Here is a 23,129-nt window from a genome sequence, read left to right on the forward strand (position 1 = left end):
GCGGTAAATCATCATGAAGGTTGAGGAATTAAATAAAGATTTAAAGTAGCTAAAATATAGAGACGTGATATACTAGCTCTCTTACTCACCCTGGTTTTATGGGACTGCCAATCGTTGCAATTATCGGTCGCCCAAATGTGGGCAAATCCACCCTGGTTAATCGTCTCGCCGGGGAGCAAACGGCGATTGTCCATGACGAACCGGGTGTGACACGCGATCGCACTTACATGCCAGCTTATTGGGGCGATCGCGAATTTTTAGTAGTGGATACTGGTGGCTTAGTATTTAACGATGACACCGAATTTCTGCCACTGATTCGCCAACAAGCATTAACAGCCCTTGCAGAAGCAAGTGCCGCTATTTTTGTTGTAGATGGTCAAACTGGCCCCAACTCGGCTGATGAAGAAATCGCCGCATGGTTGCGCCAACAACCAGTACCTGTATTATTGGCTGTAAATAAATGTGAATCTCCAGAGCAAGGCTTAATGCAAGCCACCGAATTTTGGCAATTGGGATTGGGCGAACCTTTCGCGATCTCCGCAATTCATGGTAACGGTACAGGAGAAATACTTGATGAGTTAATTACTCACATCCCCAGCGTTGATGAAATACCGGAAAACAACGAAATTAAAGTCGCAATCATCGGGCGACCTAATGTCGGTAAATCCAGTTTGTTGAATGCTTTTGTTGGAGAAGAAAGGGCGATCGTTAGCCCCATTTCTGGCACCACTCGCGATGCTATTGATACCGTCGTGGAACGGAATGGGCAAACCTACCGCTTAATTGATACTGCGGGTATTCGCAAAAAGAAACACATAGAATACGGCACAGAATTTTTTAGCATTAACCGTGCCTTTAAAGCAATTCGCCGTGCCGATGTGGTTTTATTGATCATAGATGCCCTTGATGGAGTCACCGAGCAAGACCAAAAATTAGCCGGGCGAATTATTGAAGAAGGTCGGGCTTGTATCATCGTCGTGAATAAATGGGATGCAGTCGAAAAAGACTCTTACACCATCTACGACTATGAAAAAACTATGCAATCCCGGCTAGATTTTACCGACTGGGCAGAAACTATCTTTGTGAGTGCCTTAACAGGCCAACGGGTAGAAAAGATTTTAGAATGTGTGAATATAGCAGCCGAGGCACATAAACGCCGTGTCAGTACATCAGTTATTAACGAAGTACTAGAAGATGCTGTTAGCTGGCATTCGCCACCAGCCTCACGCGGAGGCCGTCAAGGCAAAATTTATTATGGTACGCAAGTAACTACGCAACCACCAACAATCGCCCTATTTGTCAACGAAGCCAAACGCTTCAACGACAACTACCGCCGCTATATTGAAAGACAATTCCGAGAACAATTAGGGTTCAAAGGTACTCCCATTCGTTTATTATGGCGGAGTAAAAAAGTCCGGGATATGGAAGTTGGTAGCGTCAACAGAGCAACTCGCGTTAAATAAATAATGATTCAGATCCCCGACTTCTTAAAGAAGTCGGGGATCTTGGTATTTGGCTACAATTTACCGAAATCAGAGATGATGCTTAAGTAGTTATAGTTACTACTTAAAAAGTTGTAGCTGTTAACTATGCCTTTTACCTTCACTTTTGCCCTCAGCCAAAACCAAACCTTTGAACTGCGCTGCAATTACGGTACCCGCCGTCTTGATACTAATCAGTTAGGTAGTCTGATTAATCTGTGTGAGGAAAAATACTATTCTCAACAAAAGGATGACACCGCACAGTTACGGAATATCGGCTGTCAGTTGTATTCGTGGTTGGATGGTAAAGAAGGATGGTTACGCCAAGCTTTAAATGCAGAAAATCAAGGCACAATATATTTAGATTTAATTCAAACCAATGAAGCACAGGGTTTAAACCCCCAAACTCAAAAGGTGGCGTTAGGTTTAGCTCATTTGCCTTGGGAATTATTACACAACGGCACAGTATTTTTACATAAACTTTTACCAGTAAAAGCAGTTCAGCAACAAAATAACCCAGTTATTCCCCAACAAAATCGTCCGTTGCGACTGCTGTTTATGGCGACTTCACCAGAACACCCAGGAATTGCATCTCTACAATTTGAGCAGGAAGAGGCGAATATTCTCAAAGCCACACAAGAGCAGCCTTTGGCGTTGATTGTGGAGGAAAGCGGCTCGGTGGCTGAGTTGGGGAATTTAGTTCAGTCATATCCCGCAGATTATTTTGATGTATTCCATTTGACTGGGCATGGTGTTATTTATACAGTTAGTAAGTTTGGACGTTATCTGCCGCCAGGTAGGAAAATTGAAGATTATACTCCCTGCTTTATTAGTGAAGATGAGGTGGGAGGTGTACAATTTACTACCGTTGATGATTTAGCCAGAGCCTTTCGGGGACGCTTTCCCCGTGTGGTGTTTCTCTCTGGCTGTCACACTGGGCAACTTGCTAATAATGGTACTGTTCCCTCAATGGCGCAGGCTTTGGTAAAAGCGGGTGTGGGTGTGGTTTTAGGCTGGGCGCGTCCGGTGTTTGACACAACAGGTATTATTGCTGCACAAGCGCTTTATCAAGCTTTGGCGACGGGGGCGACAGTGGAAGATGCGTTAAAAACGGCACAGCAAGAAATGATTACGCAGGAATGTTCCGACTGGCATTTATTGCGGATTTATCGAGATACTCGCCAGATTCAGGAGTTAGTTACACCTCTGCTAACCAGAAAGCGCGAAAAGCTGAAATTTACACCACCTGAAAGCGAATTTCTCGATGAAAACAATATTGTCAAAGTTGCCAGTCGGGGGGAATTTGTCGGACGCAGAAAAGCCTTGCAGCGTGGGATGTTGGCTTTGCGGGCAACTAGCGACCATATCGGCGTGTTTTTGGCGGGAATGGGGGGTTTGGGTAAAAGTTCTCTAGCGGCGCGGTTGTGTACGCGGGTGCAGTCGCAACGCCCCAATTTTCAGCGTGTGGTGTTGATTGGGCCTGTGAACGAGGTGGGTTTAATTACCAAGCTGGCGAGTAAGTATGAACGGTTTGAGGGTGTGCCGGCTTTGTTAAATCAGCCGGGAATTTCTTTTAAAGGGCGATTGCAAAACTTTTTTGAGGCCATAGAAGAGACACAGGATCAGCCTTTGTTGTTGGTTTTGGATGACTTTGAGCAGAATATCCCCGAAGGGAATATAGCAGATGGTAGTCTGCGGATGACTGCGGAAGCTTACGAGGTGTTAGCAGCTTTGTGTGCAGCTTTGGCTGAGAATCAAGCGGAAAGTCGGTTAATTGTTACCTGTCGATATTTAAAGGAAGATACTCTTCCACCCCATCGCTTACATTTGGAAAGTTTGCAGGGGATGGGTGAGGCGGATATTAATAAAATATATTGGCAATTGGATCAGGATGTGAGGTTGCAAGTGAGAAAGCAGCGCCTCCTGACAATTGCTGATGGAAATCCGCGCTTGTTGAAGTGGCTGGTGGAAATTGTGCAGTTACCAGATTTGGCTACAGATGAGTTGCTGACAAAGTTGGAGAGTGTGCAACTCAAGTTTCGGGAAAATATTTTAGCGGAAGTTTTGTTAAATGCTTTGGAGGATGAGGAAAAAAAGTTTCTGGCTAGGATGAGTGTGTTTCGTCTCCCGGTGACAATTGATATTCTTAATTCTCTTGCTTCCTCTTCTTCACTCCCCAAATTAATTAGCCTCAGTTTAGTGCAGTCAGCGACAACTTACGCCCAGCAAATTGCTGAATATCGGGTGACGACGATTTTAGAACCGTTGTTGCAACCAATATTAACTGAAGAGGAATGGCAAACTACGCGCCAAGGTGCGACACGTAAAATTTATCAAACTTGGTGGGAGGAAACGGATAAGCGCAACGAAAAACAAGGGCGAGAAATTGTCAGGTTGGCGGTGTTGGGACAGGAAAAAGAAATTGCCGTTAGCGTGGGCTATAACATTGCAAAAAATTGGGTGAGTAATAGCCGATATGTGGAAGCGTGGGAGATATGCCGAGAAATTTTGCAATTGGGTGCAGATTACCGAATTTTGGGAACCATTGCTGGGGCGGAACACACTTTGGGTTTTGTTGTAGAAGCGTTGGCGCATTTTGAACAAGCCTTACAACACTGTCCAAAAGAGGATTTAAAAGAAAAAGCCACCACCCTACACGAAATGGCTCGATTAAAAGCCCAACAGGGAGACATCGCCGGAGCAATCGCTCTTTTCCAGCAATCTTTGGAGATCAAAGAAAGCATCAACGATGTCCGAGGTAAAGCCGCCACCCTACACCAAATGGCTTATTTAAAAGCCCAACAGGGAGACATAGCTGGGGCGATCGCACTTTACCAGCAATCTTTGGAGATCACAGACAGCATCAACGATGTCCGAGGTAAAGCCGCCACCCTAAACCAAATGGCTTATTTAAAAGCCCAACAGGGAGACATAGTCGGGGCAATCGCACTTTACCAGCAATCTTTGGAGATCACAGACAGCATCAACGATGTCCAAGTGAAAGCCGCCACCCTACACGAAATGGCTCGATTAAAAGCCCAACAGAGAGACATCGCTGGGGCGATTGCACTTTTTCAGCAATCTTTGCAAATAAATGAAAGCATCAACGATGTCCGAGTGAAAGCCGCCACCCTACACGAAATGGCTCGATTAAAAGCCCAACAGGAAGACATAGCCGGGGCGATCATACTTTTCCAGCAATCTTTGCAAATAAATGAAAGCATCAACGATGTCCGATTGAAAGCCGCTACCCTACACAACATGGCGGGATTAAAAGCCCAACAGGGAGACATAGTCGGGGCGATCGCACTTTTCCAGCAATCTTTGCAAATAAATGAAAGCATCAACGATGTCCAAGGTAAAGCCACTACGCTGGCAAGTATGGCTTATTGGGAAGGAGAAAGGGGAAATAAAACCAAACCAAGGAGTTAGAACTAAACCTGCAAGCCGCCCAATTACTCGGAGAAGTCCGCGCTTATATAGATTTATGCATAACTTTAAATAACTTAGGCGTTGCTAATGAGACTAGGGGTATTATCTATCTTGCTCAAGCAGTGTGGCTGTGTATGCGAGTTGAAATCCCTTTAATTAATATATTAGACACTCTTCAACTTATGTACAATTACGCAGCTAAGGGGGATGAAATGAAAGCTTTACTGGGTGCAGTGGCTGTGTCTTTATGCCACATTCGCGGCGCTGGACATCCCAAGTTAGAGGATTTACAACAGCGCAGTTTGAATATTTTATCCGGTGCGGCGGCTACCCAAGGAATTGAAACCCAGGAAGTATTTGTTACTTGGTTTGTGCAGCAACGGTTGAATGACCCTGAATATTTTATACCGCAACTCAATCAACGGTTAGAGGCGATCATTGGGGATGAGTGGCTATTTGAGCGATTTTAAGATCCTCCAGATCCCCGACTTCTTAAAGAAGTCGGGGATCTGGAGGATCTATATTATTCATCCAGCACTAGTCTTGTGAAATCAGCACTATCAGGTAGGTTATAATCATTTAAAAATTGCTGATAAGTTGATTCTCCCTCAATCTGCATCTTGATATATTCTGTCTTGGGTAGTGTTCCTGCTCTTAACCCTGCATATTCCAAATAACTGGAAAACTCCCATTCTTCAGGTTGCTTTACCAGTCTCGCTTGCACTGGATTAAGATGAATATAACGACAGAGATTGATGAGATAATCAGTCCGTGAAACGTGGATACTTTGGAACCTACCTTGAAACAAGACTCCAGAACGATTAAAACGTTTATTAATAGCTTTTGTATAGGCGAGTGACAGAGATTTCATGGCATCAGAGAGGGTTTCATCTCTGAGATAAACTAAAAAATGATAATGATTGGGCATTAAACAATAAGCAACGATATCTACTGCTTTACTAATAAGATGTTCTTTAACCAATTTGAGAAAATAAATATAATTCTCTCGCTCAAAGAAAATCCTTTGCCTGTTATTCCCTCGATTGTAGACATGATAAAAGTTTCCAGTTTGCAAGGGGGTTTGTCGTCGCGGCATAGGTGAGAATATGAGGTGTCGCCTTTAGTATTCCCTGGAAAAGCAATCAATCAGATCCCCGACTTCTTTAAGAAGTCGGGGATCTACCCCTTTCCCAAAGCACTCAAACATGGACTTATTGCGATCGCTACCACTTGGACTTTACCTAGAACAACCGCAAACTTGGTTGCATAAACTCGATCCACGAATCAAAATTTTTTGGTTGATGAGCTTTTTAACAAGCTACAGTTTTGCCAATAACCAATGGCGCATACTACTGGTAGCATTGCTAATTATTTTTACCTTAGTTGCCAAAATTCCTCGAAGAGTGTGGCAGCAGCAGATGGGTTGGCTATTGACACTTTCGTTTTTAGTCTTAATTATTGCAGCTGTTAGTCCAGATGGACTAGGTATAGATTATCAACAGCGTCTGCCAGCTAATGAACAAGTTTTGCTCCAGCAACCAAATACAAATAATGCCAAAGTTGCTACAGAGCAAGTTAGTAACAACAAACAGTACAGCTATGTCTTATTTCATAAAGGGCCAGTCAAAGTTACTCGTCGTTCTTTAGATTTAGCAGTACGCCTCAGCACAATTTTATTTACCGTAATTTACAGCACTAACCTGTATCTGCTCACAACCGCACCAGAAGAAATCACCACTGCCATAGAAACTTTAATGCAGCCTCTAAGACGGTTCAAAATACCTGTAACTGAAATTACTCTGACTTTAACTTTGTCTTTGCGATTTATTCCCCTAGTCCTAGAAGAAGTACAAAATTTAGCTCGTTCTGTAATGACAAGGGCAATTAATTGGAAAAAGCTGGGATTGAAAGGAGCATTTAAAGTTTGGATGATAGTCGCAGAGAGACTGTTAGAAAATTTGTTACTCCGGGCAGAACAAATGGCTAGTGCGATGATGGTGCGCGGTTTTACCAGTCCAAATGAACACCGCGTCAAATGGCATGAATTACGGCTCAAAGCGCGAGACTGGCTAGCTATTGGAATGTTGACATTGTTTTGGGGAGTGCGGGTAGTTTTAGGGAATCAATTTTGAAAAGGGGCATTCCTTTGGGAATTAAAAATTAAAAATTAAAAATTAAAAATGAAATCAATTCAATTCTTAATTGAGCGAAGCATGGGGCATGGGAGAGTAACTAATGATATTGACTATTGATAAATTATGACCAAACCTTGGTATTGGCGATCGCTTCCTTTAGAAAATCGTACTGGTTCTGAAGTTTTTGCTGCTCTGTTTCGCTCTCATAATGCATCTGGAATTGCTACTCTTCTCGAAAGTCCCTACCCAACGCCAACCAACCAACCCCAATTAAGTCGATATTCTATCTGTGCAGGCGCTCCTCGGATAATAAATCAAATTCCGCAGATGTGGACACCAACACTAGGAACAGTTCTCCCATTCCTGGAAAACTTGCTGCAAAGTATGAGTTTTCCCCCTGCTCCCTGCTCCCTGCTCCCTGCCTCCCCTACTCCACCTCCCCACCTCCCTTTCACAGGTGGGTGGCTAGGATGGCTAGGCTATGACATTGCTGGGGAAATTGAACAGCTACCTGATGGGAAATCTGATAATCTTCCATTTCCAGTGGCCTTTTGGTACGAACCAGATGCTTTTGCCATTTTGGATCACGCCCAACAAATTTTATGGTTAGCAGCTAGTGAAATTGGTGATATCGATGGCTTAGAAGCTCGGTTAGCAAGAAAAGATGACGAAAATTCCTCTAATCCTCTCACCTTTGCACCTGAGTTTTTGACATCTCAACCAGATTATGAATCAGCCGTCAACCGTGCCAAAAAATATATCCAGGCTGGAGAAATATTTCAGGCAAATCTTTCTTTAAGATTTGCTGCCGCAACATCGGCTTCTGGCTGGTCAATTTATCAAGCTTTGCAAAAAATTAATCCTTCTCCCTTTGCCAGCTATTGGCAAACCCCTTGGGGAGAAGTCATGAGCTGTTCACCAGAACGTCTGGTACTATTACAGAATCGGCAAGCGCAAACCAGACCCATCGCCGGGACGCGATCGCGTGGTGCAACCCCAGAACAAGATAATCAACTGGCACAAGAATTACTCAGCAACACGAAAGAACGTGCAGAACACATCATGCTGGTAGATTTAGAACGCAACGATTTAGGGCGAGTTTGCAAATATGGAACAGTAAATGTCGATGAGTTGCTGACAATTGAGCGATATAGCCATGTTATGCACCTTGTCAGCAACATCCAAGGTATTTTAAGATGCGATCGCACTGCCATTGATTTGATTCGCGCCTTGTTTCCCGGTGGCACAATCACAGGGTGTCCCAAAGTTCGCTGCATGGAAATCATCGAAGAACTAGAACCCATACGACGCAGTTTATTTTACGGTTCCTGTGGCTATTTAGATTGGCGAGGCAACTTAGACTTAAATATCTTAATTCGCACCCTGTTACTAACTTCCTCATCTACTCACTTCCCACTCAACGTTGTTTGGGGACAAGTGGGAGCAGGAATTGTCGCAGACAGCGATCCAGAAAGAGAATGGTATGAATCTCTGCACAAAGCCCAAGCACAACTAGCAGCCCTTAAAATGCTCAATTCCTAAAACTCTCAAGAGAAAACTCCACCCACAAGAGGATAGGTTTTGTCAATTTTCAGTGGTTGGTAGTCAGTAGTAGAGATGTTTTAAGATCACTGACAACTGACAACTGACAACTATAATTCCCTATCTATTTTGCGCCACAAAGCAATAATTATGGCAACATTGAAAGAAGCTAGAGCAAACAGAAGTATCTAGATGCTTCTGCGGCAGCTAAAAGCAGGGTGGGTTGGCTTTTGCCCTTGGGCGCTTAAAGGGGTGTATCCTATTGCCACAGGGAAAATCAAGCAAAATGGTCAAGACTTTTCTGGTTTAGCAATTTCAGCTGAGTATGATTTGTCAAGGCAAAACTGCGATCTCTTTGCGGGTTCAGTTACGCAACTAATCTAAAAGGCTCGACAATACCAGAACTATCGCCTCTGTTGTACTGTTCTGCTTCCCTATGGTTAACTTCGTCCGCCCATGAGGAACTAGATTAAAGTTTTCATAACCGTTGTTCAACGACACAAATTGCTGAGTTTAGCGTAACTCTGCCCAAATATTCTGACGAAAGAGAGTTATTATCGTCTGGATGTTTGTACTTACCTGCGAAAAGAGACATACTCCTACCTTGACTACTAAATGAATCCAGAAAACTCAGAAACTTACATAAATCATCCAACTTGGGGTTTGCTTTATCGGATCTGCATGGTTGACGAGAACCAAGATCTGTTCACTACACTTTATGCCCAACGGTTGTTTTTTTTAGTCGCAAATGACGTTAAAGGTATTAAATTTCAGCCTATAGGGCGTACAGAGGCTAGGATGTTATTGGAAAATCGCTTGCGTACTTTGCGTCGCAATGGTCAATCTCAGGAGTACGATCAGCTTCAGAGTGTTTTCCAACGCACCTTCCAATGACCAGTTCGATTAGCGAACGTATTACCACAATTCGCGCCTCACTTCCACCTTCAGTACGATTGATTGCTATCAGCAAGCAAGTTCCGACTGAGGTCATTAGATCTGCATATAACGCCGGAATCCGTGATTTCGGCGAAAATCGTATCCAAGAAGCTGCCAGGAAACAAGCCGAATTACAAGACTTATCGGATATTACCTGGCACTTTATTGGACATTTGCAAAGCAATAAAGCCAAGAAAGCGATTGAACTATTTCCTTGGATTCATTCTGTAGATAATTTGAAGTTGGCACAGCGCTTAAATCAATTAGCACAAGAGTTAGGAGTTAATCCTCAGATTTGCTTGCAAGTCAAGATTCTTCTCGATCCCAATAAGTCGGGTTGGAGTGTGCCAGAACTATTAGCTGATTTACCCGCACTTAATCAGTGTAAATTTTTACAAATTCAAGGTTTGATGACAATTCCGCCTCTAGGATTAAATGATGCGGAGGTACTTAGTGTATTTAATAGCACCAAACAGTTAGCTAAAAAAATCCAAGAACAAAATTGGTCTGACATTAAAATGGAGCATTTGTCGATGGGGATGTCAGGCGACTATCAACTGGCAGTGCAAGCTGGAGCAACGATGGTAAGATTAGGAACTATATTGTTTGGCGATCGCACTTAGCGTCTGGGTTCTTCTGTCTTGGGTTCAGTATCAATAGCACTAGGGATAGCATACAGAGGCTATTTAAAAAATACTGGTGCGGGATAGTACACAAAAATAAGTTTTAGAAAACGTGACTACTAGCAAAAAAGGAGCTAGACTCAGTTTTATTTCGGACAATCATTAAGATATAATCTTGACTCATTATTGTATCTAGGTTAATCTACAGGCGTTGCCAACAGCGTCAGTTCATCACCTATAGCTGTGATAGAGGCTACAAGCGGCGATAAAATTATGAGGCTGTCCATTTTTTGTAGCGATCAAAGCTGGCTACATTAATTCATAGCCACATAAAATTAAGGGTAATTTTTACCAGGAGCGAGACAATGAACAATATATTTTCCAAACTCCGAGACTTTGTAGGTCTCAACGAACAGGTGGAATACGAATATTACGAAGAAGAGGCAGATACAGATAATTACCAAAACCTGTATCAGCAAGAAAATCCCCAGCCAGCACCAGCAGAAGCCACCGCACAAAATCGACGTTGGCGAGAACCCATGACTACAATGGGTGATGATGTAGCAGCAGGATCAAAGTCTACAATGGGGAATGTGATCGGTATGCCAGGAGCAATTAACGGAATTTCAGAAGTATTAGTGCTTGAACCTCGTACATTTGAAGAAATGCCTCAGGCAATTCAAGCTTTAAGAGAGCGCAAGTCAGTAGTATTAAACTTGACGATCATGGACCCGGATCAAGCACAACGGGCAGTAGATTTTGTTGCAGGTGGAACTTACGCACTAGATGGACATCAAGAGCGCATTGGAGAAAGCATCTTTTTGTTTACACCTAGCTGTGTGCAAGTTAGCACTCAAGGTGGAGTTATTCATGAAGTACCACAACCGCCAGCCCGCCCCGCACGTCCTGCCGCAACTAACGCAACTCCAGCCTGGGGCAACGAAACCAATCGGATGGCACAGTAAAGTTAAATTTGTCAATAGTCTAGAGTCAAAAGTTTTTGATTCTTGTGCGGGCGAGTTTAACTGTATATAGTGTTTTACCATATATTGATGGATTAAGTTCGCCCATACCTAACTATTAACTAATGACTATTGACTATTAAATAATGACTATTAAATTTGGTTTAATTGGTGGCGGGGTAATGGGAGAAGCGCTATTATCCCGCCTTATTGCGCGCGGAATTTATCAACCTTCGGAAGTTATAGTTAGCGAACCCTTATCGGCACGCCAAGGTTTTTTGCAGCAGAAATATGATGTAAATGTAACTACAGATAATGGTTTGGTGTTTACCGAAGCAACCGAAGTAGTATTTTTGGCAGTAAAGCCGCAAGTATTCAGCGCGATCGCCCAAGAATTAGCAGATATCATCACTATAGAAATCTCACCCCTAGTAATTTCTATTTTGGCAGGGGTGTCTTTAAATCAGTTAGAAGCTGCGTTTCCGCAACTACCTGTGATTAGAGCCATGCCCAATACACCAGCAACAGTAGGGGCAGGAATTACCGCTATCTGTTTAGGTGCATACACCAGCGCCAAACACCAGCAAATAGCACAGCAAGTTTTTTCGGCAGTGGGAGAAGTTGTAGAAGTTTCAGAAACATTGATGGATGCAGTTACAGGATTATCTGGTAGTGGCCCTGCTTACGTAGCCTTGATGACGGAAGCACTGGCTGACGGAGGAGTAGCAGCAGGTTTACCCAGAGGCATTGCCAATCAACTAGCCTTGCAAACTGTACTGGGAACAGCGAAACTATTACAAGAAAGCAAAATGCACCCAGCAGAACTTAAAGACCGCGTTACCAGTCCCGGCGGTACTACCATTGCTGGCATTGCCCAGCTAGAACGCTCAGGTTTTCGCTCAGCTTTAATTGAAGCAGTGAAAGTGGCTGCACAACGCTCTCAAGAATTGGGGAAATAGTTAGTGGTTAGTCGTTCACAACTGACCACTAACAACTGACAACTTACATCCGACGAAGTTGACAAAATAGCCGCTAATATAGTAAACAGTCTGGTTGCAAATGTGATTGAGTGAATTATCCCGCGCCGTTTCCAGAACTTGACCTAGGGTTGATATTTCCCTTTGATCTGGATCAATTCCAGAAAGATGCGATCGCGTCCCTGAATGCTGATCGTTCTGTAGTCGTATGTGCGCCCACCGGTTCGGGCAAAACATTAGTAGGGGAATACGCCATTTATCGCGCCCTATCACGAGGGAAACGTGTATTTTATACCACTCCCCTCAAAGCGTTGTCGAATCAAAAATTACGTGACTTCCGAGAGAAATTTGGCTTTGACCAAGTAGGACTGTTAACTGGAGATGCTTCTATTAACAGAGATGCACCGATTTTGGTGATGACCACGGAAATTTTCCGCAACATGCTTTATGGCACACCCATTGGACAAATCGGCATTTCATTAGTAGACGTTGAAGCGGTAGTGCTAGATGAATGCCACTACATGAACGATCGCCAACGAGGGACAGTTTGGGAAGAATCAATCATCTATTGTCCTCGTGAAGTTCAACTAGCAGCCCTATCAGCCACAGTTGCCAACAGCGATCAACTCACCGATTGGCTGAATCGGGTTCATGGCCCAACTGACCTGATTTACTCCGATTTTCGCCCAGTACCCTTGGAATTTCATTATTGCAATCCCAAAGGCTTATTTCCCCTGCTGAATGATAGCAAAACCAAAATTAACCCCCGCTTGGCAAATAGGGGTAAAAGAAAACAAGGAGGAGATAGGGGCAAAGGTGGAAGACCAGAAGCACCTGGGATTATTTATACCCTCAGCCAGCTACAGCAACGAGATATGTTGCCAGCAATATACTTTATCTTCAGTCGCCGGGGATGTGATAAAGCGGTGGCTGAAGTAGGCGATTTATGGCTGGTAAATAATGACGAGTCGCAAATATTGCGACGACAAATTGATGATTTTTTAACTCGCAACCCCGAAGCTGGGCGTTCTGGACAAATTGCTCCCCTTTACCGAGGAATTGCTGCCCACCACGCCGGAATTTTACCTGCTTGGAAAGTGTTGGTAGAAGAACTGTTTCAACAAGGACTGATTAAAGTAGTATTCGCTACCGAAACACTAGCCGCAGGTATTAATATGCCTGCCCGAACAACAGTTATTTCCACCCTTTCTAAGCGCACCGACAGCGGACATCGCCTGTTGAACGCTTCCGAATTTCTGCAAATGGCAGGGCGGGCTGGTCGTCGAGGCATGGATAAACAAGGTCATGTGGTGACAGTACAAACTCCCTTTGAAGGATCGAAAGAAGCAGCATATTTAGCTACATCTAAACCAGATCCTTTGGTCAGCCAGTTTACCCCCAGCTACGGCATGGTGCTGAACTTACTGCAAACTCACACCCTAGATCAAACCAGAGAACTGATAGAACGCAGTTTTGGGCAGTACATGGCGACCTTGCATCTACGACCAGATTATGATGAAATTGCCGACATTCAAACACAATTAGCCCAACTGCAAGAGCAAATTGACGCTGTTGATGAAAATGAATTAGCGGTTTATGAGAAATTGCGCCAACGTTTGAAAGTAGAACGCCAGTTGTTAAAAACTCTGCAAGAACAAGTACAACAAGACCGACAAGAACAATTAGGAATGATGTTGAGCTTTGCAGTATCAGGAACTCTGTTAAGTCTCAAGGGTAAACACATCACAGTACCTTCACCCATAACAGCAGTGTTAGTCGGTAAAACGCCTGATTCTGTGGAACTTCCTTATTTAGTGTGTTTGGGATGCGATAACCGTTGGTATGTGGCAACAACCGAAGATGTAGTTGATTTGTATGCCGAATTACCACGAGTTGAAGTACCACCAGAAGTCTTACCACCATCAGAAATGTCCTTTCAACCAGGGCAATCACGCCGGGGCAACGAATTAACATTGGCGATCGCCCAACGCATTCCCGATCCCGGAGAGTCTCTGTACATGCCACCAGAAGTTGCAGAACAACTCAGTCGGGTAACTGCTGTCCAAGAACAATTAGAGAATCACCCCATACATCAATCAGGCAACGCAGGCACAATTTACAAACGCCGGGCCCGCTATGTTGAACTTGAAGCAGAACTTGAAGAATTGCAAACTCAGGTAGAGCAACAGTCGCAACGTCATTGGGAAGAATTTCTCAACTTAATCACAATTCTGCAACAGTTTGGCTGTTTGGATAACTTAGTACCCACACCATTAGGAGAAGTTGCGGCTGCAATTCGAGGAGAAAATGAATTGTGGCTGGGTTTAGCACTTGCCAGTGGTGAATTAGACCAAATAGACCCGCACCATTTAGCAGCAGTCGCCGCCGCTTTGGTGACAGAGACCCCGCGTCCGGACACTAAAGTTAACTTTGAACTTTCCCCAGAAGCAGATAATGCTTGGTCTAGATTACAACCAATCCGCCGTTCGGTTTTAAAGATCCAATACCGACATGGTGTAGCCCTGCCTGTAGGTTTAGAGCATCGGTTTCTTAACTTAATTGCCATTGTGGAACAATGGGCACTAGGAAAAGAATGGACAGAACTCTGTGATAATACCACCTTAGATGAAGGTGATGTAGTGAGAATTTTACGCCGGACTTTGGATTTATTATCCCAGATTCCCCACGTTCCCAACTTACCAGAACCTCTGCGGCGCAATGCCCATCGAGCTATGCAATTAATTGATCGATTCCCAGTCAATGAGGTTGTAGAGTGATATTAATAGAAATGATTTAAATTGGCGATTAAAAATTGCTAAAAAATAACATTAAGCTCGTCCTCCATACTGAACTATGGAGGAATTTTTGTGTATATATAATATTGCAAATGACATTGGTTGTTTTCCCATCATGCCACTTGTTTTAAAATTAAGCAGTACAAATATATAGTTAAAGTAAATTCACTTTCCAAATTCTTTATCTAGATTATAAGTATTCTTCCGGTGGTGAATTATTCATGCAATTGTTAACTGTTTAAGCTATATACATCAAGATAATATTAGTTAAATTAACAGTTACAAATTAATTTTTTACTTGTTATAAATGATCTGATGCTGAAATCTTGCACCAAGCTCAAATTCACTAAGGAATAATTTTTTTGCTGAACTATTAAGTAAGTTTTAGCTTAATATGCAATGTTTTTAGTCTATTAACATAGACTAAAAATTCGGCTGTAATCTAAGTTTACGGTGAGGTGCAAGATGTAAAATTATCAAAATCAAGGACTCCTTTTATGGAAAAAAGAAGAGAACACAGACGAGTAATTTCAAAGGTTATATCGTTTCTACTACATCGTGTAACCTTAATTTCACTTACAGCTATTCTTATGTTGTTGCTTGGAGGTAGATTTGAGTTAGCAAGTGCTATTCAACCTAACTTTGAGCCAGCAAGCGTAACCCAACCTAACGCGGAATTAGAAATTCAAAAACTAACAACCTGTTATGCGCTTGGAACTGATGCCATTGGTAGAGGAAACCTCCAAGAAGGGAAAAATATTTATCGGGATTGTTTTACTCAAGATGCACGTATCACTGCTATTTTCCCTGATGGTGCAAGTGAAGTACGGATTGGTACAGATGCTTGGGCGGATTTTGTTTATTCTGTATTCCAAGGAAATGGATATCAGGCTACTCAACATCTAATAGGTACGATCAATATCTCAGTTCAAGCTAACCGTGCAAAGATGTCCTCTTATCTCCATGCAACTCACAAACGTTCCGAAACCAGCATTGATGTTGCTAATGGTACTTATGAAGATGAGGTCATTCTCAACAGAAATGGGCGCTGGAAAATTAGTAATCGAACCTTGACACTCATCGATTTCTTAAACCTGAGTTCCCCAACTACCCCAACCGCCAGAACTACTCCAGTAGAACTACGTTTACCACACATGCAGCAGTAATTGCTCAGCAGTACGGGCTTAAAAAGAGCTACTCTCATAGGGTGCGTTAGTTTGTCGCTAACGCACCCTAAAAAATTTGACTACAAAGCGATCGCAGTCAAATTCTACGATAGCAGACAGTAAGTTAATATACTGGATGATATTGATAACAAGAGAATGGGCAAAATAATGCCAGAGATTTACACCACAATACTTTCTCAGCAGCCCAGAACTTAAAATCATGAAGCATGGTGCCAATAATTCCCAAAAGATGCCCTTGCGCCTTATTCTCATCGTTCCCTTTGTCATCCAAATCTTCGCCGCAGTCGGACTGGTAGGTTATCTCTCTTTTCTAAATGGGCAAAAGGCAGTTAACGGCCTTGCTCAACAACTGATGAATAAGGTCAACATACTCGTTGATCAGCACCTTGATACTTATCTAGCAATTCCTCATCAAATTAATCAAATCAATGTAGATGCTAGAGAACTAAGAATGCTGAATTTACAAGATTTTCAGCAAACTGGGCGTTACTTTTGGAAACAAATGCGGGTATTTAATATTGGCTACAATAGCTTTGCCAATCCTCAAGGAGAATTTATTGGAGTTGAACGCTTAGATAATGGCAACCTTTTGATTAACGAAGTTTCTACACCCAAAGGCATCGGTAAACTTTATGTTTATACTACAGACAACCAAGGAAATCGCCACGAGTTAGCAACAGTTAAAAATTATGATCCTCGCTTGGAAGCTTGGTATACAGATGCAATCAAGGCAGGGAAACCTGTGTGGAGTCAAATTTATCAATGGGAAGATAAACCAGAAATATTTTCCATATCTTCCAGCTATCCTATTTACAACGATATTAATAACAAGCTGGCCGGTGTCATTAGTGTCGATTTGATCTTGTCACAAATTAGTAATTTTTTAGCAAGTTTGAAACTTGGTCGCTCAGGTCAAGTATTTATCTTAGAGCGTTCTGGGCTAATAGTAGCTTCTTCAACTAACGAATTGCCATACAAGGTGATTGCTGGTAAAGCCCAACGATTATCAGCATTAAATAGCAAAGATGTTTTAATTCAAGGTACAGCACAATATTTACAGCAGAAATTTGGCAACTTTCAAGAAATTAAGAGTAGCCAACAAGTTGCATTAAAACTTCACGGCGAACGTCAATTTATACAAGTAACGCCTTGGCATGATGAATTTGGCTTGGATTGGCTAGTGATTGTCATTGTTCCTGAAACCGACTTTATGGCTCAAATCAATGCTAATAACCAGACTACTATCTGGCTTTGTCTAGGGGCACTTCTGTTAGCCACAGTTTTAGGAATATATACATCTCGTTGGATTTCTCAGCCTATTTTACGCTTAACCAAAGCTAGTAGTGCGATCGCATCTGGTAATCTTGGCCAAACAGTAGAAGTTTCTGGTATTAGAGAACTCAGTATTCTTGCCCAAGCTTTTAATCAAATGGCAGGACAATTACGAGAATCTTTTACAGCTTTAGAAAAGCGAGTTGAAGAACGAACTATAGAACTAAAAACAGCAAAAGAAGCAGCCGATGCTGCCAATCAAGCAAAAAGCGAATTTCTTGCCAATATGAGTCATGAACTTCGCACTCCCCTTAATGGTATTCTTGGCTACGCCCAAATTTTACAACGCGATCAAAATCCTAGTTCTCAACAAAAAAATGCTATCAGTATTATTTATAAATGCGGCTCTCATCTTTTGACACTAATTAATGATATCTTAGATCTTTCAAAAATCGAAGCTAGAAAATTAGAACTTTATCCAGAAAATTTTAATTTAAAAAACTTTTTTATAGGAGTTGGTGATATTTGCCGCGTGAAAGCGGAACAAAAAGCAATTACTTTTAATTATCAGATATATAACCATATACCAAATTTTATTTATGCTGATGAAAAACGCCTACGACAAGTATTGATTAATCTTGTGGGGAATGCTATTAAATTTACAGATTATGGGACAGTAACATTTACGGTAGGAGTAGTTAATCAAAGAAGATCATCCGAAGACATTAGCCCAAACCAACAATTACCAATTACTACAATCAGATTTCAAGTTGAAGATACAGGATTTGGCATGACTCCAGAGCAATTGGAGAAAATATTTCTGCCTTTTGAGCAGGTTGGAGAAATTTCTTTCAAGACTGAAGGCACAGGTTTAGGGCTAGCCATAAGTCGCCAAATTGTGGAAATGATGGGTGGTGAAATTCAAGTTGAAAGTATTTATGGTCAAGGTAGCAAATTTTGGTTTGATTTAGATTTACCAGCAGTTACAAATTACATATCTCTAGAAGTATCACCATTAGATAAAAATTCTCTGAATATCATTAAATATGAAGGTAAAGAAATAACTATCTTAGTTGTTGACGACCTTGGGGAAAATCGTGCTGTTATTGTCAAGTTACTGGAACCATTAGGGTTTAAATTGATCGAAGCTGTTAATGGTCAAGATGGTTTAGACAAAGCAAAAGCATGCCAACCAAATTTAATTATTACTGATTTGGCAATGCCTGTAATGGATGGCTTTAGAATGACACAACTTTTGCGTTCTCAACCAGAATTTAAAGAAACAGTAATCATTGCTTCTTCCGCTAGTGTATTTACCTTTAACCGCCAACAAAGCCAAGAAGCAGGTTGTAATGATTTTTTGCCTAAACCTGTGCAAGTTGATGAATTGCTTGAAAAATTACAAAATTACTTGCAATTAGTTTGGATTTATCAGTCAAATCAATCTTTTGCAACTTTGGATGTTGATTTTCAAGAAATAATATTTCCACCATCGACGGAGCTAACTGATTTATATCAAGCGGCTAAAGCGGGTTATGTTTGGGAAATTCAAGAAGAAGCAAATCGTCTTCAAAGGTTAAATGCTGAGTACACACCCTTTACTAATAAAATTTTAGAGCTACTTGAGGAGTTTGAAGATGAAGCTATTGTTGAGTTTATTAAACCAAAATTATCGTAATTATAATTTTTTTAACATTAAATCACAAAAATTTTAGTCTAGTAATATACTTGAGAATGCTTGTTATGAAAAATATCCCCAATAATTCAATTTTAATCGTTGATGATATACCAACTAATATTAAAGTTTTATTTGAAATACTAAATCAAGCTGGCTTTAGAGTTTCTGTTGCTAAAAATGGTAAAAGTGCTTTAGAAAAAGTGCAAGAAACTTTACCAAATTTAATTTTATTGGATGTAATGATGCCAGGAATTGATGGGTTTGAAACATGCCGTCGCCTCAAACATAATCCCAAAACTAAGGATATTCCAGTAATTTTTATGACGGCTCTTTCCGAAACAGTTGATAAGGTAAAGGGACTACAAATAGGAGCAGTAGACTATATTACTAAACCTATTGAGCATGAAGAGGTATTAGCCCGAATCAATGTCCACCTAGAATTGCGTAGAACTCAATTGAAATTAGTGCAGGAAGAAAAGATGTCTTCTTTAGGGCAATTAGTTGCAGGAATTGCTCATGAAATCAATAATCCGGTAAATTTCATTTCCGGTAACTTAATTCATGCTCAAAAATATATCGAAGACTTGTTGAAATTGTTACATTTATATGAAATTTATACACCTCATCCTATTCCTGAGATTCAAGCTTACTCAACTAAAATTGAACTAGAATTTCTCAAGCAAGACCTACCGCAGCTTTTATCCTCAATGACGATGGGAACTGAACGGGTGGAAAACATTGCGCGATCGCTGCGATTATTCTCGCGGTTAGATGAAACAGCACTACAGTTAGTGCAATTGCATGATGGTATTGACAGTACTTTGATAATTTTGGGTAGTCGTATCAAAGCTACGTCGCTACGACCAAATATCAACGTGGTGAAAGAGTACGGTGATTTACCTTTAGTAGAGTGCTATGCCGGAAAACTCAACCAAGTTTTTATGAATCTCTTATCTAATGCTATTGATGCTATTGATGAATTAATCGACCAGGTCGAAACAACTACTAATGAGCAATCTCCGACAATTTGGATTCGCACAGCAGTTATGAATGATGAAAAGTCTATATTGATTGAGATTGCTGACAATGGTGTAGGAATGCCCGAAGAAGTGCAACAAAGAGTGTTTGACCAGTTTTTTACTACCAAACCTCTTGGTAAGGGAACTGGTTTAGGGTTAGCGATCGCCTATGAAATTATTGTAGAAAAACATGGCGGAACTTTAGAAGTAAATTCCTCTCCAGGAGAAGGCGCTCAATTTGCAATTACTATTCCTATTCAACAAGCGCTCAATTACACGCCTATTGAACACTAAATTACAATACCTCGCGCCCTAAATAAGGCTGTAACATTTCTGGTATCTTCACAGTTCCATCTGGTTGTTGATAATTCTCCAAAATTGCTGCCATTGTGCGTCCTACTGCTAAACCAGAACCATTCAGAGTATGCACAAATTGAGTGCCTTTCTTCCCTACTTCTTTAAAACGAATATCAGCCCGTCGTGCTTGGAAATCTATAAAATTGGAACAGCTAGAAATTTCCCGATATTTGCCAGAAGAAGGCAACCAGACTTCCAAATCATAGGTTTTAGTGGAAGAAAATCCTAAATCTCCACTACATAAATTTATGACTCGATAAGGTAGTTGCAGTGCTTGTAAAATCGCTTCTGCATTCCCCACCAACTTTTCCAATTCGTCAAAGGAAGTGCTGGGATGGACAAATTTAACCAGTTCCACCTTATTGAATTGATGCAGACGAATTAATCCTCGCATGTCGCGCCCATAACTACCAGCTTCGCGGCGAAAACAAGGAGTGTAAGCACAGTGATAGATAGGCAAGTCTTCAGCAGTGAGAATTTCACCACGGTAGAGGTTAGTAACTGGAACTTCCGCCGTAGGAATTAGCCACAAGTCATCATCAGCGCATTTAAAGCTTTCTTCAGCAAATTTGGGTAATTGACCAGTCGCTGTCAAAGATGCAGTATTAACTAAAAGTGGCGGACTGACTTCTAAATACCCAGCTTGAGTTTGAAGATCAAGCATAAATTGAATTAATGCCCTTTCCAACGCTGCACCAGCGCCTATAAGGGTAATGAAGCGACTTTGAGCAACTTTCACAGCTCGCTCAACATTTAGAATACCCAACTTTTCGCCAATTTCCCAGTGGGGGAGAATATCCGGACTCTGGGCAATATACTCATCACCCCAGCGGCGTACTTCTACGTTATTTTCTTCACTCTTACCAACAGGTGTAGAGTCGCTGGGCAAGTTGGGGAGTGCTAGTATTAATTGCTCAATTTCAGTTTTGAGATTTTTCTCTTGGGGTTCTAGTTCACTCAACGTAGCTTTAATGGAGTTACCTTCGTCCCGCAAGGATTGAATTTCTGGATCTTGAGGAGTAATGCCAGATTTAATCTTCTGCCCAACAATTTTACCGATTTCGTTACTACGAGCTTGGATTTGACTACGTGTCACTTCCAATTCCCGTTGTTGCCGATCTAAATGTAATATCGGGTCGATATCGTACTTACCACTACGACTGTTCAACCGTTCTTGAATTAGTTGTGGATTTTCCCGTATTTGCTTAATATCCAGCACAGATTTTTCTCAGTCTTTCGCCTGCCAAAACTTCAGCATATACTGATTTTGACTTGCTGTGACAGGAAAAGCAAATTAAAAGTCAACAGGGAAATCCCCATAACTAAAATTAGGGAGCCAGTCATGTGGGCGGGTTCCCAAGGCACTCCGTTGGGGAGACACTGCCTTGCGGTGAGGGGGTCGCAGTCTTGGCGGTTCCCGTCGTTAGCGCAGCGTTAGCGACGAAGGAGCGTCTTGCGAACCCCCGAACCTGAAAGGGGGTTCCCACGCCACTTGCTCTACTTGGGGAAACCCCAAGACCGCAGTGGCTCCCCGTTGTAGCAAGTGTCGTCGGCTATGCCGACTTGTACCGCTAAAGCGGAACCCGCAGGGTAGGAAGTGCCACCGACTTGAGTGAACTGGCGTGGATTTGAACAAAGACAAATTTTTATTTCTTGTGATCAAAATTCTGCCCTGCCAATTTTGTCAGTGCTAGAAAATTGCACTACTTTGGCTTTTAAGGTCGGTTGACGCGATTGAGTAGCCAAAGCGACGCTATAAGTCCAGCAAAGTGCGCTGATACAGTGTTGGTATTTGCCTGTACTACAAGCATGTCTAAACCGCTAATAATCCTGGTGGGATCAAAAAATTGGGTAGTTATAGCTTGGGGAGATATAGACCTTGCTACCAGCGTACCAACGATCGCCTGTGCCCCCAAAAGCGTCACCAGTGTTCCTCCTAAATTCACCCACAGTCCCAAGCGTAATACTTGCACAGTTTCACTCTTACGAGGACGGTTGCTGGGGTTGGAAGATTGCAGTCGATTGCCAATTCTGGTGTAACGATAAGCTAAATAAATGCCTCCGCCCAAAATAACTAATCCACAAACTGCTAAAAAGACACCAAAGCCAGTTCCAGGATTATTACTGGGGCTGCCAGCTCTTTGACTAAATATGGCGAACAGCAGCACAATTATGCCAGAAACTACGCCTAGTACTAACTGAATCCAGAAGCTAATCCAACCTATTAGGCGAAAGGTTTGGGCTATTGCCCTAAGATTAGACGAAGACGATGGAGTGTCCGGAGTTTGCGACATACTGAATCACCAATGTGCTAGGCATTTGCTAAATTTACTATCACACTTACCAGATACGAGATGAATATCTCAAGTTTAGACAATCAGTACTAAATGCTTGCTTTATTTGTGTTTATACGCATAATAGTCTGAACTTGGCTTAATTTTTGAGGCTCTACACCGGGATAATCACTATCAAACAAAGTGTTTATTAACTTTTGCAGACAAAAAGGCATTTTACCTGTAAAATTTCTTCGATGGCATTTTATGCTTAAGCAGTTCTAACCAGCTCGGCATCACTTAACACCAAGACAATGGCTGTACCATTGCCTTAATTGCTCCTCACCACACCGCCTAGAGCTTAAATAGGGGCGTAGATCTTGCGCCCCTAAAATTTCTCACCATCCTCCCGTGAGTTTAGCGACGTGAGTCGCTGTCTAATGTTTACGTTTTGGAAGTT

General features: G+C 42.0%; 17 protein-coding genes. 14 read left to right on the forward strand and 3 right to left on the reverse strand.

What is annotated here, in order from left to right:
- Positions 1–98 precede the first annotated feature (98 nt).
- From der to I8751_RS29870, 3 genes are all read left to right on the forward strand, one after another.
- Positions 99–1,463, forward strand: a complete 1,365-nt coding sequence (gene der / locus I8751_RS24725) for a ribosome biogenesis GTPase Der (protein ID WP_214441739.1) — start codon at positions 99–101, stop codon at positions 1,461–1,463.
- Between the two features lie 126 nt (positions 1,464–1,589).
- A complete protein-coding gene (locus I8751_RS24730) occupies positions 1,590–4,913 on the forward strand; it encodes a tetratricopeptide repeat protein (RefSeq protein WP_225894391.1) in 3,324 nt (1,107 codons plus the stop codon).
- 212 nt (positions 4,914–5,125) lie between these two features.
- Positions 5,126–5,383 carry a hypothetical protein gene (locus I8751_RS29870; protein WP_225894392.1) on the forward strand — a complete coding sequence of 86 codons (258 nt, stop codon included), beginning with the start codon at positions 5,126–5,128 and terminating at the stop codon, positions 5,381–5,383.
- Positions 5,384–5,436: 53 nt separating this feature from the next.
- On the opposite strand, the gene I8751_RS24735 is transcribed toward I8751_RS29870, so the two are convergent.
- Positions 5,437–6,009, reverse strand: coding sequence for a transposase (locus I8751_RS24735; protein ID WP_214441740.1), 573 nt, complete (start codon positions 6,007–6,009; stop codon positions 5,437–5,439).
- A gap of 109 nt (positions 6,010–6,118) precedes the next feature.
- Here I8751_RS24735 and I8751_RS24740 point away from each other — a divergent pair, with 109 nt between their 5' ends.
- The 11 genes from I8751_RS24740 (at position 6,119) to I8751_RS24790 (ending at position 20,333) form a co-directional block, all read left to right on the forward strand.
- Positions 6,119–7,045, forward strand: a complete 927-nt coding sequence (locus I8751_RS24740) for an energy-coupling factor transporter transmembrane component T family protein (RefSeq protein WP_214441741.1) — start codon at positions 6,119–6,121, stop codon at positions 7,043–7,045.
- A 126-nt stretch (positions 7,046–7,171) separates the two neighbouring features.
- Complete coding sequence (locus tag I8751_RS24745; RefSeq protein ID WP_214441742.1) at positions 7,172–8,590, forward strand: anthranilate synthase component I; 1,419 nt, start codon at positions 7,172–7,174, stop codon at positions 8,588–8,590.
- Between the two features lie 192 nt (positions 8,591–8,782).
- Positions 8,783–8,974 (forward strand): hypothetical protein, encoded by a 192-nt coding sequence (locus I8751_RS24750; RefSeq protein WP_214441743.1) that lies wholly within the window; start codon positions 8,783–8,785, stop codon positions 8,972–8,974.
- Positions 8,975–9,205: 231 nt separating this feature from the next.
- Positions 9,206–9,484, forward strand: coding sequence for a transcriptional coactivator PipX (gene pipX / locus I8751_RS24755; RefSeq protein WP_214441744.1), 279 nt, complete (start codon positions 9,206–9,208; stop codon positions 9,482–9,484).
- On the forward strand, positions 9,481–10,149 hold the full coding sequence (locus tag I8751_RS24760; RefSeq protein WP_214441745.1) for a YggS family pyridoxal phosphate-dependent enzyme: 669 nt from the start codon (positions 9,481–9,483) through the stop codon (positions 10,147–10,149). Before pipX ends, I8751_RS24760 begins: the two co-directional genes overlap by 4 nt.
- Positions 10,150–10,514: 365 nt before the next feature.
- Positions 10,515–11,114: a cell division protein SepF gene (locus tag I8751_RS24765; protein WP_214441746.1), complete on the forward strand. Its 600-nt coding sequence runs from the start codon at positions 10,515–10,517 to the stop codon at positions 11,112–11,114.
- Between the two features lie 143 nt (positions 11,115–11,257).
- On the forward strand, positions 11,258–12,070 hold the full coding sequence (gene proC, locus I8751_RS24770) for a pyrroline-5-carboxylate reductase (protein ID WP_214441747.1): 813 nt from the start codon (positions 11,258–11,260) through the stop codon (positions 12,068–12,070).
- A 110-nt stretch (positions 12,071–12,180) separates the two neighbouring features.
- Positions 12,181–14,865: a DEAD/DEAH box helicase gene (locus I8751_RS24775; RefSeq protein ID WP_214441748.1), complete on the forward strand. Its 2,685-nt coding sequence runs from the start codon at positions 12,181–12,183 to the stop codon at positions 14,863–14,865.
- Positions 14,866–15,473: 608 nt separating this feature from the next.
- A complete protein-coding gene (locus I8751_RS24780) occupies positions 15,474–16,049 on the forward strand; it encodes a nuclear transport factor 2 family protein (protein ID WP_225894393.1) in 576 nt (191 codons plus the stop codon).
- Positions 16,050–16,269: 220 nt separating this feature from the next.
- On the forward strand, positions 16,270–19,020 hold the full coding sequence (locus tag I8751_RS24785) for an ATP-binding protein (protein ID WP_214441750.1): 2,751 nt from the start codon (positions 16,270–16,272) through the stop codon (positions 19,018–19,020).
- 65 nt (positions 19,021–19,085) lie between these two features.
- Entirely contained in the window at positions 19,086–20,333 is a 1,248-nt protein-coding gene (locus tag I8751_RS24790) for a hybrid sensor histidine kinase/response regulator (protein ID WP_214441751.1), read from the forward strand.
- 1 nt (position 20,334) lies between these two features.
- Here the strand turns inward: I8751_RS24790 and serS are convergent, their stop codons facing one another.
- Both serS and I8751_RS24800 read right to left on the reverse strand, forming a co-directional pair.
- A complete protein-coding gene (serS, locus tag I8751_RS24795) occupies positions 20,335–21,615 on the reverse strand; it encodes a serine--tRNA ligase (RefSeq protein ID WP_214441752.1) in 1,281 nt (426 codons plus the stop codon).
- A 496-nt stretch (positions 21,616–22,111) separates the two neighbouring features.
- The gene (locus tag I8751_RS24800) at positions 22,112–22,690 is read right to left on the reverse strand and encodes a DUF3611 family protein (protein WP_214441753.1); all 579 of its coding nucleotides are present in this window, start codon (positions 22,688–22,690) and stop codon (positions 22,112–22,114) included.
- Positions 22,691–23,129: the final 439 nt, after the last annotated feature.

Origin of the sequence: Atlanticothrix silvestris CENA357 (assembly GCF_016056295.1) — a bacterium.
Lineage (GTDB): Bacteria > Cyanobacteriota > Cyanobacteriia > Cyanobacteriales > Nostocaceae > Atlanticothrix > Atlanticothrix silvestris.

Excerpts from the sequence above, each read along its gene's own strand:
- I8751_RS24750 (WP_214441743.1), top strand. The coding sequence starts at position 8,783 with ATGCTTCTGCGGCAGCTAAAAGCAGGGTGGGTTGGCTTTTGCCCTTGG.
- der (WP_214441739.1), top strand. The coding sequence starts at position 99 with ATGGGACTGCCAATCGTTGCAATTATCGGTCGCCCAAATGTGGGCAAA.
- I8751_RS24735 (WP_214441740.1), bottom strand. The coding sequence starts at position 6,009 with ATGCCGCGACGACAAACCCCCTTGCAAACTGGAAACTTTTATCATGTC.
- I8751_RS24760 (WP_214441745.1), top strand. The coding sequence starts at position 9,481 with ATGACCAGTTCGATTAGCGAACGTATTACCACAATTCGCGCCTCACTT.
- proC (WP_214441747.1), top strand. The coding sequence starts at position 11,258 with ATGACTATTAAATTTGGTTTAATTGGTGGCGGGGTAATGGGAGAAGCG.
- I8751_RS24785 (WP_214441750.1), top strand. The coding sequence starts at position 16,270 with ATGAAGCATGGTGCCAATAATTCCCAAAAGATGCCCTTGCGCCTTATT.
- I8751_RS24790 (WP_214441751.1), top strand. The coding sequence starts at position 19,086 with ATGAAAAATATCCCCAATAATTCAATTTTAATCGTTGATGATATACCA.
- I8751_RS24740 (WP_214441741.1), top strand. The coding sequence starts at position 6,119 with ATGGACTTATTGCGATCGCTACCACTTGGACTTTACCTAGAACAACCG.
- I8751_RS24765 (WP_214441746.1), top strand. The coding sequence starts at position 10,515 with ATGAACAATATATTTTCCAAACTCCGAGACTTTGTAGGTCTCAACGAA.
- I8751_RS24730 (WP_225894391.1), top strand. The coding sequence starts at position 1,590 with ATGCCTTTTACCTTCACTTTTGCCCTCAGCCAAAACCAAACCTTTGAA.
- I8751_RS24745 (WP_214441742.1), top strand. The coding sequence starts at position 7,172 with ATGACCAAACCTTGGTATTGGCGATCGCTTCCTTTAGAAAATCGTACT.
- I8751_RS24780 (WP_225894393.1), top strand. The coding sequence starts at position 15,474 with ATGTTGTTGCTTGGAGGTAGATTTGAGTTAGCAAGTGCTATTCAACCT.
- I8751_RS29870 (WP_225894392.1), top strand. The coding sequence starts at position 5,126 with ATGAAAGCTTTACTGGGTGCAGTGGCTGTGTCTTTATGCCACATTCGC.
- pipX (WP_214441744.1), top strand. The coding sequence starts at position 9,206 with ATGAATCCAGAAAACTCAGAAACTTACATAAATCATCCAACTTGGGGT.
- I8751_RS24800 (WP_214441753.1), bottom strand. The coding sequence starts at position 22,690 with ATGTCGCAAACTCCGGACACTCCATCGTCTTCGTCTAATCTTAGGGCA.